Origin of the sequence: Mesorhizobium montanum (assembly GCF_033977145.1) — a bacterium.
GTDB lineage: Bacteria > Pseudomonadota > Alphaproteobacteria > Rhizobiales > Rhizobiaceae > Mesorhizobium > Mesorhizobium montanum.
The window spans coordinates 74,275-86,631 of the sequence record NZ_JAVIJF010000006.1 but is presented as its reverse complement, the minus strand read 5'-3'; the positions used below and the strand labels follow the sequence as shown (position 1 = coordinate 86,631).

At 62.9% G+C, this 12,357-nt stretch carries 10 protein-coding genes and 1 tRNA gene; 9 read left to right on the top strand and 2 right to left on the bottom strand.

The features are described 5' to 3' along the window. The first annotated feature begins 8 nt into the window (after positions 1 to 8). Both RFM68_RS09790 and RFM68_RS09785 read left to right on the top strand, forming a co-directional pair. The gene (locus RFM68_RS09790; RefSeq protein ID WP_320232535.1) at positions 9 to 2,129 is read left to right on the top strand and encodes a hypothetical protein; all 2,121 of its coding nucleotides are present in this window, start codon (positions 9 to 11) and stop codon (positions 2,127 to 2,129) included. A gap of 248 nt (positions 2,130 to 2,377) precedes the next feature. After that, on the top strand, positions 2,378 to 2,656 hold the full coding sequence (locus tag RFM68_RS09785) for a hypothetical protein (protein ID WP_320232534.1): 279 nt from the start codon (positions 2,378 to 2,380) through the stop codon (positions 2,654 to 2,656). 1,125 nt (positions 2,657 to 3,781) lie between these two features. Here the strand turns inward: RFM68_RS09785 and RFM68_RS09780 are convergent. Both RFM68_RS09780 and RFM68_RS09775 read right to left on the bottom strand, forming a co-directional pair. Next, a tRNA-Ser gene (locus tag RFM68_RS09780) sits at positions 3,782 to 3,871 on the bottom strand. Between the two features lie 117 nt (positions 3,872 to 3,988). Continuing rightward, positions 3,989 to 4,123 carry a hypothetical protein gene (locus RFM68_RS09775; RefSeq protein WP_320232533.1) on the bottom strand — a complete coding sequence of 45 codons (135 nt, stop codon included), beginning with the start codon at positions 4,121 to 4,123 and terminating at the stop codon, positions 3,989 to 3,991. Positions 4,124 to 4,424: 301 nt separating this feature from the next. On the opposite strand from RFM68_RS09775, the gene RFM68_RS09770 reads away from it, so the two are divergent. The 7 genes from RFM68_RS09770 (at position 4,425) to RFM68_RS09740 (ending at position 12,083) form a co-directional block, all read left to right on the top strand. Then, complete coding sequence (locus RFM68_RS09770; RefSeq protein ID WP_320232532.1) at positions 4,425 to 5,687, top strand: septal ring lytic transglycosylase RlpA family protein; 1,263 nt, start codon at positions 4,425 to 4,427, stop codon at positions 5,685 to 5,687. A gap of 131 nt (positions 5,688 to 5,818) precedes the next feature. Further along, positions 5,819 to 6,997, top strand: a complete 1,179-nt coding sequence (locus tag RFM68_RS09765; RefSeq protein WP_320232531.1) for a D-alanyl-D-alanine carboxypeptidase family protein — start codon at positions 5,819 to 5,821, stop codon at positions 6,995 to 6,997. A gap of 72 nt (positions 6,998 to 7,069) precedes the next feature. Continuing rightward, entirely contained in the window at positions 7,070 to 7,744 is a 675-nt protein-coding gene (tmk, locus tag RFM68_RS09760; protein WP_320232802.1) for a dTMP kinase, read from the top strand. Next, positions 7,741 to 8,796, top strand: coding sequence for a DNA polymerase III subunit delta' (locus RFM68_RS09755; RefSeq protein WP_320232530.1), 1,056 nt, complete (start codon positions 7,741 to 7,743; stop codon positions 8,794 to 8,796). Before tmk ends, RFM68_RS09755 begins: the two co-directional genes overlap by 4 nt. 127 nt (positions 8,797 to 8,923) lie before the next feature. Beyond that, entirely contained in the window at positions 8,924 to 10,465 is a 1,542-nt protein-coding gene (metG, locus tag RFM68_RS09750; protein WP_320232529.1) for a methionine--tRNA ligase, read from the top strand. Then, positions 10,465 to 11,259, top strand: coding sequence for a TatD family hydrolase (locus RFM68_RS09745; protein ID WP_320232528.1), 795 nt, complete (start codon positions 10,465 to 10,467; stop codon positions 11,257 to 11,259). Before metG ends, RFM68_RS09745 begins: the two co-directional genes overlap by 1 nt. Positions 11,260 to 11,261: 2 nt before the next feature. Continuing rightward, on the top strand, positions 11,262 to 12,083 hold the full coding sequence (locus RFM68_RS09740; RefSeq protein WP_320232527.1) for an MBL fold metallo-hydrolase: 822 nt from the start codon (positions 11,262 to 11,264) through the stop codon (positions 12,081 to 12,083). Positions 12,084 to 12,357 lie beyond the last annotated feature (274 nt).

The following is a 12,357-nucleotide window of genomic DNA, read 5'->3' as shown; positions in this document are numbered from 1 at the left end:
TTCCCTTCATGAGGCTCGATGTCCCGACCAACCTGTGGGGCGATCGTATCTTCTTGTTGCTTCACGGCAGGCTGTTTCTCGATTGGCCGCATATTTTTCGAACAGACGCCGTCGGTTTTCCTGATGGGCTGGATCTGTTTGGCTTTCCGTTCACGGACTTCACCGAACGCTTGCTGCAATTTCTGACAACGCGCCTGACCGGCGACGTCATCGTCGGCGCCAACCTGTACCTCATCCTGATCGTTGCGGCGAACTTCGCCGCCGCATTCTGGGCGCTGCGCGGCTTTCAGATCCGGGCCTGGTGGTGCCTCGCGGGCGCTTTCGCTTTTGCATTCATTCCCTATTTCGCCAGGCGCTCGACGGGGCACGACTATTTGGCGGCTTATTATGCGGCGCCGCTTGCGTTCCTGATTCTGCCTCGCATCGTCACTGCTGTTCGCGATCAGTCGCTCGCCCGCATCGCGAAGGACCCGGTAACGCTCGCATGCTGCGTGATCATCGCTACTTCAGGAATTTACTACAGTTTTTTCGCGCTGCTCACCTGGGGATTCGCAGGGCTTGCCCTGGCCGCGCAGGAACGAAACTGGCGGTATCTGCCAGCAATGGCCTTTCCAGCCGGTCTGACATTGGTCGTGCTGGTGCCGATCCTGGTGTTCTTTGCTGTGGTCGCGCCAGACAACGCCGGCACCGCAAGACTGGCCGCCGAGCAACCTCTATACGGCTTTCGTATCTCCGACGTGATCCTGAGGCTGCAGCAACTCGGTGTCGCGCGGAATGCACTGCAAAATTATATGGCCATCCGCGGCACGACTGAGGGCGTCGACGCCTGGCCCGGTCCTGTACTGTCGGTTTGCGCGTTGCTTGCCGCCCTGTTTGGCGCCGTGATGCCGCGCAGGCGCGGCCCGGGAGCGCGGCCGGACTATGAAGGCCTGGCGCCGACATTCATCGCGTATCTCGTTTTCTGCATGATCTATTGCGCCCCTTTTGGCCTGGGATTGATCTTCAATCTGCTGATCGCACCGGAAATTCGGGCGCAGAACCGGATCGCGCCGTTTTTTGCATTCGCGGCGCTGCTGGTGTTCTTCGGGTTGTGGCGTCACGCAGTGCTCTGGCTGCAATCCCGGCTCGGCCGTTCGATCGGCGGCATGACAGCCACGGTCGGTCTCGTTGCTCTTGTGCTTATCAACAGCGCCGGCAGCCAAGCGCTGTTTGCAGGACAACAGCGCGCCTTGCAGCGGCAGCCGGCTTTTGCCGCGGAGATGACGAGCATCCGCTCTGCTTTGGCCGCCGCGGATGCCGCGGGGCTGCAGTGGATACTCCAGCTGCCGACGGCGCCCTGGCCTGAGGCGCCCCCGATCCGCGACTTCAAGCCTTATGATCATTTCCTACCCTTCATCTTCAGCCCTCCGGGTAGCTCCCGGCACTGGAGTTACGGCGCGCTGGAGGGAACCGACGGCCTGTCGCGCCTGGAAGCTCTGGTAGGAATCGCGACCTGGCCCTGCGCCCTCGCGGAGTTATCATCAAGCTACAATTTCGATGCAGTGCTGATTGATCGTCGTGCCTACGATGCCGGCGAACTCGCAGCATGGGACAGTCGGCTGACGGCATTCGGCGCGCGATTGGTCAACGACGACCCGGTTCGCCGTCTGTATCGCTTGCCGACTTCGGGGTGTTCGCAACCCTTGCTGCCACTCGATCGCTGGCTCAGCGCCGCCGCCGGCGGTGAACTTGAGCCGCTCCTGCATCGGGGATGGTATCCACCGGAGCCCTGGGGGCGTTGGGGCATGGGTGCGACGCAGCGCTTACTCTTGCCCAATCGCGGCCTGGGTGGCCGCAGCCTTGTCCTGGATCTCCGGATGATGCAGCTTGCCGACAAGCACGGTCGAATTCCACGCGTCGAAGTGCGCATCGATCAAACCCTCATAGCCACGATAAGCGCGGCGCGACCGATGCAGCCGGAAGAGCAGCGCATCGTCATCCCTCCGACGCTTCTGCCGCAGACGGGCTTTACGACGATCGAGCTGACGCCCGAGGGCGGCCCCATACCGGCATCGAGCGTGTCGCCCGAAGACAATAGGTTGCTGGGGGTTGGCTTGATGGCGTTGCGCGTGCAAGAGGCCGGCAGATAGGCCCGTGCCGCGTCAATCTAGTTTTTGCTGGCGGGCGTGCCGTCATCGCCGGCAATCGGAACCGCGATGTCGATATCTGCGGCCGACCTATTCGAGGCGGTGCGACGCCCCCGAAGAGCCAGTCAAAAAGCCCCATTTGCTGGCCGCCCCTCCGGGTGGCAAGGCAGATGGGAGTCGGGAACCGAGTTCGACACAGTACGTTTCCCCTTACGGTCACGTTGTGTTGATGACCTGACGGAGGAAACGAAATGAACATCAAGACGCTCACAATGGGCGCCATGGCGCTCGCAATGGTGACGGGCTCGGCACTTGCCGGCAGCACGTCTGCGCTCGACGATCCGGCAAAGATGTCGCCGTTCTTCACCGATGCCGGCATGAAAACCTTGAGGTCGGAAAAGGATTTCACGACCGCGTGGATGGCCATGAAACCCGATGAGAAGACGGCTGTGTTGAAGGACTGCGGCGATACAACGCTCAACAAATCGCATGCAGAATTCTGTGCGATGGCGAAGAAGATGGGGGGCTGAAACTGGCCCCACCCGACCGACACCCGACTATCGAAGGCGGACATGTTGGTCTTTTTTGCACAAATCCTTTCCTGTCTGCTGGCCCGCTGCTACCCGCCGCGGGCCATTTTGTCACCCAGTGACGGAAGGGCTAGCGCGCCTTCGTCGAGCAGCCAGATCGAAGCGATCGCGATTGACATCGACACCGGGTACGCAACCGTCTCGGCTCCAAACACTGGGCCGACCAGACCATCGCAAGCTTCGGGACGCAACCCAGCAGTGTCCCGGCAAATGGTGGCTGCAATTTGCAGGTTTAGCAGCTTACAAAGGCGGCCGATCGGGTAACTCGCGTACGGCCCAGCCATGCCAGCCAGCGGCCAGGGTTGAGCAAATCGCAAATGCCAATAGCGCATAGGCGAAGACCTCTACCGCCCTATGCGTCAGAGACGATCGCTGTGGAGGTGGCGAAGGTACCCATAGGCCGCCAAATAAGGCTGACTCCTCGGCGAGCCGCGCAGCCTTCCGCTTCCGTTTCAAATCCAGCCATTCCTGCGCGAATTGCTGCCGGGTCTGTTCCGATGACGAGAGTGAGTTGTCCTGGAGCCATGCTTTGAATTTGCCGGCGTGGACGCGCACTCTAATTGCGGGCACCTAGCCGGCGTTGCTCAGCCTCGGACGCTTTGAAATTCTCCCACCACTCCTCCCAGGTTGGGGGCAATTCACCGACTTTCGAAAGCTTGAGGATCGGAGGATAATCACCAGGATTGAAGACCGGAACAGCCGGCCATTGACTGGTATCCGTCATCGCGTTGCCTCGGTTTGCCTAAGTCTCTCGTCTGTGGGCGCGATTATTGCGCCCGCCGAGGTTGAGGACAAGTAGCGGCTAATATAGCCTTGGAGCTAATATAGCCTGTTTGGATAAGTGCCGACGATGCCGAAGCCGAGACGAAAGTCTCAAAAAGCCTATCCAAACGCCGATCGCTACGGCGAGGACGGCCGGCGTGTCTATAGCGCATATGATGCCGCGACAAAGGCGCCTCGTGCGAGTGCTGTCTGGGCGAAGCGCATGCGGTTCGCCGCTATCGTTTTGGCGCTGGTTGCCGTGGTTCTGGTGGTCGTCGTCTTCAGCGCGTTGCCGCACTGACTTGGCGGAGGGAGTGGGATTCGAACCCACGGTGAACTTGCGCCCACGCCGGTTTTCAAGACCGGTGCCTTAAACCGCTCGGCCATCCCTCCATCGTGATCTTTCAACCACTTAGGATCATCGCTATCGGTCGTTTCTGAGCGGTTGGCACCGAATTGGCACCTGAGGCGTTCCCGACCGGTTCGCGCTTCATTCCTGTAGTGCGGCTGTCAGGGCCGCGTCAACCGCTGCGGCGGCGCCTTCCTGCTATCCTGGCAGAAGATATGCATGTTCAGCGTGACCGACGGGTCGGCATGGCCGGCGCAGGCCGAGGCGACATGCAATGTGGCTGTGACGCAAGCCATGGAAAGTCACATGTGGCACGCCAACGCTCTCGGCCTCGCCAGCAAACTCCTTGGAGAATCATTATTGCTGCCCTCATAGGGCCTGTTGCGCCTTTGGCGGCCGTTCCGGCTAGTCAGCGCGCTCGGGAAATCGGTGTACGGCGACATCCCGCGCCATAATCTCGCCCTGTTGCGGCCATAATCGATTAACATCGTGATAAGCAATTCCTGTGCAAAAGGGGTTGGGGATCAAGGTGTTGCTGGCTTGGCGGGCGACTTCCGGCTCCGTCGAGTGGCAGCACGGTAGGGGACAATCGAAAACATGCAGACTCCGGCGCGCCCGCGTCTTCGTCGCGCTTCTGCTTTCGCCCTGTGCGCCCTTTCGGGGCTGCTGCTGGCTGCTTGCGCCTCGCAGCCCGGGGAGAAGGGCATGGTCTACAAGAAGGCCCGCTCCAAGGAATACTTCGCCGAAACCGAATATGGCGTGAAGGCCAGCCCCCGCGTCCAGTTCATGCGGCGCGGCGGCGGCCGCGACCAGCTCGGCAAGCCCTACCAGGTGCGCGGCAAGTGGTACTACCCCAAGGAGGACAGGAATTACGCCAAGGTGGGCCTCGCTTCCTGGTATGGCGACGCCTTCCATGGCCGTCTGACCGCCAATGGCGAAGTCTACGACATGACGCATCTGACGGCGGCGCATCCGACGATGCCGCTGCCAAGCTATGCCCGCGTCACCAATATCGAGACCGGCAGTTCGGTGATCGTGCGCGTCAACGATCGCGGCCCCTACCATGAGGGCCGCATCATCGACGTCTCCGAACGCGCGGCGCAGATGCTCGACTACGACAAGGTCGGAACGGCCAAGGTGAAGGTCGAATATGTCGGCCGCGCGCCGCTCGACGGCGATGACGACCGGTATCTGGTCGCGTCCTATCACCCCGGCAACAACCGGCCGGATCCGTCGGACGGACTGCCGACCGGCGTGATGGTGGCCATGAATGGCCCGTCGCCGAGCCTGTCTGTGGAGGCGCCGCCGGCCGCCGTGCCGTTCCCGGGCCAGTTGACCAATTCGGGGCGGGCCTTTGCCGCGCAGCCCGGCTTGTCGGATCAGCCGACCGTGCAACCGGCGGCATTCTCGGTGCAGGGCGCGAGCGATGTCGTGCTGCCGGATTTCGGCCCGATCGTGCCGCAGCGGCCTGAGCTCACCTTGCCGGCGAATTCGCCTTTCGCCATGGCCTCGCTGTCCTACGCAGATGAGCGGGTGCAGCGCGCCAATGTCTTTGCCGCGCTCGATGCCGGTGGCATGTCGCCGGCCGATATCCTGCAGTCGTGGAAAAAATCGAACCGCCAGGAGCAGGCGCCCGGATCCGACTACGTCGCCGCCGGCTCCTTCGACGAAGCCGCCGAGGCAAAGCGTGTGGCCGCGGCGCTCAGGCCGTTCGGCCGGACCGAGATCCAGCGTACCGAGCTCGACGGCAATGACTGGTATGCGGTCAATGTCTATCCGGACGGCCATGGCAGCGTCGACGACCTGCTCCAGGCAGCCTGGTCGCATGGCGCGCCGGACGCGCTGGCTGTGCGTAACTGATCAAATTCACGCCGCCCGTTGATCCAGCCGAAAAAACCCTGATAGCTTGGCCGCGGGGTAGTCTTTGCGCAATTCCGGGGCGGAAAACCGCTCTGCACCTTCCGGTGTTGCTGAGATTGGGTCGACATTTCATGCAGTTCCGCCTTTTTCCGCCTTTTGCCAGCCTTCTGGGATTGGCGCTGGCGCTGCTTTGCGCCATTCCGGCGAGCGCGCAGCTTTTCGAGACCAAGGCGACGCAAGCGTTCATGATCGATGCCGACACCGGCACGGTGCTCTTCGCCAAGGATCCCGACAAGCCGATCCCGCCGGCTTCGATGGCCAAGCTGATGACGATGGAGATGGTCTTCAACGCCATCAAGTCGAAGCGGATCACGCTCGACGACACCTTCGTCGTCAGCGAAAACGCCTGGCGCACCGGCGGCGCGCCGTCGGGTACCTCGACAATGTTCGCCAAGCTCAAATCCCAGGTCCGCGTCGAGGACCTGATCCAGGGCGTCACCGTGCAGGCCGCCAATGACGGTTGTATCGTGCTCGCCGAAGGCATGGCCGGGTCGGAAGCGAATTTCGCCGCGCAGATGACGGATCGCGCCCGCCAGCTCGGCCTTTCGAAATCGACCTTCGTCAATTCGACCGGCCTGCCGGCCGATGGCCAGCAGACGACGGTGCGGGAGCTGACGATGCTGGCGCTGCATCTGTGGCGCGACTATCCGGAGTTCTTCCATTATTACGGCCAGCCGGACTTCACCTGGAACAAGATCGCGCAGAGGAACCGCAATCCGCTGATCGCCATGGGCATCGAGGCCGACGGCTTCGTGGCCGGTGCCAGCGAGCAGGCGGGGTTCGGCCTGGTCGGCACCGTCAGCCACAACGGCACCCGCGTGATCGCCGCGCTCAGCGGGCTGGCGAACGACCGCGAACGCTCCGAAGAGGCGCGCAAGCTGCTCGACTGGGGCTCGCGTTCCTTCCAGAAGACCGAGATTTTCGCCAAGGACGAGGTGGTCGGCGAAGCGCAGGTCTTCGGCGGCTCCAAGTCCGGCCTGGCCTTGAAAGCAAAAGGTCCCGTAGACATCTTTCTCCCGATCGCCAACCGCGACAAGCTGACCGCCAGGATCGTCTACCAGGGTCCGGTGTCGGCACCGGTCGAGGAGGGGCAACCGGTCGGAGAACTGCGCGTTTGGATAGGTGACACGCTCAGCCAGCAGACGCCGCTTTACGCCGCCGAGTCGGTGAGAGTGGGTACGCTGCCGCAGCGCGCGCTCGACGCCGCCAAGGAACTCGCTGTCGGCTGGCTGCGTCGGAAACATTTGTGATCGGGCAAGTTCGTGGACCTTTTGACGGACGGGAGCTATGACAGCGGCCAGCACGGGCAAAGGCAGTCGCGATTGGCGAGCGGATTTTTCATCACCTTCGAGGGCGGCGAAGGAGCAGGCAAGTCGACACAGATCGAGCGGCTGGCACGGCGCATGCGCGCCAAGAAATACGAGGTCCTGGTCACCCGCGAACCGGGCGGATCGCCCGGCGCCGAGGCCGTAAGGCATGTGCTTCTGTCCGGAGCGGCCGAGCCGTTCGGTCCGAAGATGGAGGCTATCCTGTTCGCCGCCGCGCGCTCCGACCATGTCGAGCAGGTCATCCGGCCGGCGGTCGAGCACGGCTCGATCGTGCTGTGCGACCGTTTCATCGATTCCTCGCGCGTCTACCAGGGCGTCACCGGCGGCCTCGATGCCGATTTCATGAAGGCGCTGGAAGCGGTGGCCATCAACGGCATGATGCCGGACATGACGCTGATCTTCGACATCGATCCCGTCGAAGGCTTGAAGCGGGCAGCCGCACGGCGCGGCGCCGGCGACGCCGCCGACCGCTTCGAGAAGGAAACCTTGGCCATCCACCGGCGTCGGCGCGAGGCTTTCCTGGCCATCGCCGCGGCGGAGCCGGAGCGCTGCATCGTCGTCGACGCTTCCGCCGATCCCGACACGGTGGAGAATGTCGTCACCGCCGCCGTCTTCGCGGCGCTGGAAGCGCGGATGCCGGCACCAAGGAAGCAGACGGCGCCGGCATGATCTTCGAACGCATTGCCCCCGAACAACACGACACGCTGGATGGTGTGCCTGAGCCGGCAGAAACGCCGCGGCTGATCGGCCACGCGACGGCGACGGGAATGCTCGTGAGCGCCTACCGCGCCGGCAAGCTGCCGCACGCGCTGATTTTTGCCGGACCGCACGGCATCGGCAAGGCGACGCTGGCGTTCCACCTGGCGTACCATCTTCTGAAATACCCGGATTTCAGGGCGGCGCCCGACACGCTCGCCGTTCCCGATCCGGCTTCCTCGCTGTTTCGCCAGATCGCCACCGGCGCGCATCCTTCGGTGCTGCATCTCACCCGTCCGGCCAACGACAAGACCAAGAGCTTCAAGACGGTGCTGACCGTCGACGAGATCCGCAGGGTCAGCCGCTTCCTGTCGATGACCTCGCATGACGGCAGCTACCGCGTCGTCATCGTCGATCCGGCCGACGACATGAACACCAACGCCGCCAATGCCTTGCTCAAGAATCTCGAAGAGCCGCCGGCGCGCACCCTGTTCATTCTGATCGTGCACGCGCCGGGCAGCCTTTTGCCGACGATCCGCTCGCGCTGCCAGATGGTGCGGCTGGCGCCTCTGGCTGCCGACGAGCTGATGGCGGTGCTGGAAAATGTCGAGCCGCCGCCGCCGGACGATCCGGCCGCGCGCGCGGCACTTGCCGAGCGGGCAGGGGGCAGCGCCCGCAACGCGATCCTGCTCACTCAATATGGCGGGCTGGAGATCGCCGGCGCGCTCGACACGCTGGTGACGGCCGGGAAGCCGGACATTGCCGACGCCCACCGCCTCGCCGAGGCAGTGGCGGGACGCGATCAGGCAATTCAGTTCGACATCTTCAACCGCCGCGCGCTCGATCTGCTTTCGACCGCCGCCAGCGAAGCGGCACTTGCGGGCGACCTCGCCAGGGCCAAAACCCTGTCGGAGGCTTGGCACGAGGCGCTGAACACGATATCTGAGGCCGAGACCTACAATCTCGACAAGAAGCAGCACGCCCTGACCATGATCGACCGCCTGAATTCCGCAATGCGAATGTGACGGTTACTTTGGTGCATGCCGTCGCCCCAAAACCACTTTTGGGCGGCATGCGACGGGATGGCAATCGCCGTGCCGATGCGATATCCACCGCCACAACCCACATTCAGACATTCATGACGGTTCATTCATGTCACGCGAAAAATTTTACCTGACCACGCCGATCTTTTATCCAAACGGCAAGCCGCATATCGGCCATGCCTATACGGTCATCGCCAGCGACGCGCTTGCTCGCTTCCAACGTCTCGACGGCAAGGATGTGTTGTTCCTCACCGGCACCGACGAGCATGGCCTCAAGATGCAGCAGACGGCCGAGAAGGAAGGCGTCGCGCCCCTGGCACTCGCCGACCGCAATTCGGCAATCTTCCGCTCGATGACCGAGACAGTCGGCGCCTCAAACGATCAATTCATCCGCACGACGGAAGAACGTCACTATGCATCCTGCCAGGCGATCTGGAAGGCGATGGCCGCCAATGGCGACATCTATCTGGACCGCTACCGCGGCTGGTATTCGGTGCGGCAGGAGGCCTATTTCGACGAGAGCGAGACCACGCTCGGCGAGGATGGCGTGCGCCGCGAGCCGCTTGGCTCGCCGGTCGAATGGAACGAGGAGGAAAGCTATTTCTTCCGGCTGTCCGCTTATCAGGATAAATTGCTGGCACTTTATGAGAACCAGCCCGACTTCGTTGGTCCGGCCGAGCGGCGTAACGAGGTGATGAGCTTCGTCAGGTCGGGGCTCAAGGACCTGTCGATCTCGCGCACCACCTTCGACTGGGGCGTGCCCGTGCCGGGCGACGACAAGCATGTGATGTATGTCTGGGTCGATGCCTTGACCAACTACATTACCGCGGCCGGCTATCCCGACACCAAGGCCGAGCAATGGCGCTACTGGCCGGCCACGCATGTCATCGGCAAGGACATCGTGCGCTTCCATGCTGTCTACTGGCCGGCTTTTCTGATGTCGGCGGGCATCGAGTTGCCGAAGCGTGTCTTTGCCCACGGCTTCCTGTTCAACCGTGGCGAGAAGATGTCGAAATCGGTCGGCAACGTCGTCGATCCGTTCACCATGGTCGAGCATTACGGCGTCGACCGGGTACGCTATTTCTTCCTGCGCGAGGTGCCGTTCGGCCAGGACGGCAGCTATAGCCATGAAGCGATCGTCAACCGCACCAACGCCGACCTCGCCAACGGTCTCGGCAATCTGGCGCAGCGCTCGCTGTCGATGATTGCCAAGAACTGCGGCGGCGCGGTGCCGAAGCGCGGCGATCTGACCGAGGCCGACACGGCGATCCTCGACCGGGCGATCGAAGCGTTGGCCGTTTCCCGCAGGGCGATGGCGGAGCAGGGCATCCATCTGGCATTGGCGGCGATCTTCGGCGTGGTGGCGGAAGCGGACCGCTATTTCGCTTCCCAGGAGCCGTGGGCGCTGCGCAAGACCAATCCGGAGCGCATGGAAACGGTGCTTTGGACGACTGCCGAAATCGTGCGCCGGGTGACGGTGCTTTGCCAGCCGTTCATTCCTGGATCGGCCGCCAAACTGCTCGACCTGTTGGCCGTGCCGGCGGACAAGCGCGCTTTCGAGCACGTCCATGCCGACAACGCGCTGGTGCCCGGCACGGCATTGCCTGCGCCCGAGGGCGTGTTCCCGCGTTATGTCGAGCAGGACGCCTGATGCTGGTCGACAGCCATTGCCATCTCGACTTTCCGGACTTCGCCGAGGAGCGGGCTGCTATTGTCGCCCGCGCCCTCGCCGCCGGAATCGGCCGCATGGTCACGATCTCGACACGCGTGAAGCGCTTTCAGCAAATCCTTGAAATCTCTGAAACTTTCAATGAAGTCTATTGCTCGGTCGGCACCCATCCGCACAATGCGGCGGAAGAGCTTGACGTCACCGCCGACGAGCTGGTGCGGCTTTCGGGCCATCCCAAGGTGGTGGCGATCGGCGAAGCCGGGCTGGACTATTTCTACGACCGCGCGCCGCGCGATGCACAGGCTGAAGGCTTGCGCACGCACATCGCCGCCGCGCGCCGAACCGGCCTGCCGCTGGTCATCCATTCGCGCAACGCCGACGACGACATGGCGTCGATCATCGAGGACGAAACAGGGAAGGGCGCCTTCCCCTTCATTCTGCACTGTTTTTCGTCCGGGCGCAGGCTGGCGGAAGTCGGCGTGGCGCTGGGTGGCTATGTCTCGTTTTCCGGCATCCTGACCTTCAAGAATTCCACCGAGTTGCGCGCCATCGCCGCCGACGTGCCGCGCGACCGGCTGCTGGTCGAGACGGATGCGCCGTACCTCGCGCCAATCCCGCATCGCGGAAAACGCAATGAACCGGCCTATGTGGCGAACACGGCGAAGGTGCTTGCCGAGACCATCGGCGTCGGCGAAACCGAAATCGCCGATATCACCACCGGAAACTTCTTTCGGCTGTTCACCAAGATGCCGCGTCCGGACATGGCGGCAGGCTGAGCATGGGCGACCGGCTGCGCTTTACCGTTCTTGGCTGCGGCTCTTCACCCGGCACGCCGCGCATCACCGGCGATTGGGGCAATTGCGATCCCGCACATCCGAAGAACCGGCGCATGCGCACGGCCGCCCTGGTCGAGCGAATTGCCGCCAATGGCGCACGCACCACGGTCGTCGTCGACACCGGGCCGGATTTCCGCCAGCAGATGCTGATGGCTTCGGTCAGGCGCATCGACGCCGTCGTCTATACCCATCCGCATGCCGACCATATCCATGGCATCGACGATTTGCGCGGCTATGTGCTCGAACAGCGGCACAGAATCGACGTCCATGCCGACGAACCGACGATGCAGCGATTGCGCCAGGCTTTCGGCTATTGCTTCGAGACGCCGCCGGGCAGCTCGTATCCGCCGATCGTCAAGCCGCATCTAATCGACCATGCCAGGCCGGTGGTGATCGAAGGCGAGGGGGGCGCCCTCACCCTCGAGCCGCTGCCGCAGTTCCATGGCGACATCATTTCACTGGGCTTTCGCATCGGCGGGCTTGCCTACTGCCCCGATATCAGCGGCTTCCCGGACGCCACCGCCGAGCGTTTGCGTGGCCTCGACATGCTGGTGATCGACGCGCTGCAGTACAACAGCCATCCCAGCCATCTGTCGCTCGTCGAGGCGCTGGACTGGATCGAGAAGCTGGCGCCGAGGAAGGCCGTGCTGACGCATATGCACGTGCCGCTGGACTATGCCGTGGTGATGGCCGGGACGCCGGAACATGTGATGCCGGCCTATGACGGCATGGTGATCGAAATCCCTTACGAGTCAGAGCGATAGCGACGACTGCTCAGTTCGCGTTTCAGTTCGTGTTCGAACGTTCGGCCGGTAGCTCGAATTCGCGAAGTGCTGCATGGAGCGGCCACGGAGAGTTTGTCACCAGCGGCGAAAGCCGCAAATTCCCGGCTCTTCGCCTGATGCGATAGTTCCATAATCTATCTTATGCGACTCCGATGTGTAGCAGCTATTTAGTAATGCGACAGTTGCCCCAGCTAGCGATGCGACTCTTTCCGCTTCCAAGGCTGGTCAACATGAAGCTGGAAAGGAAGGCTGG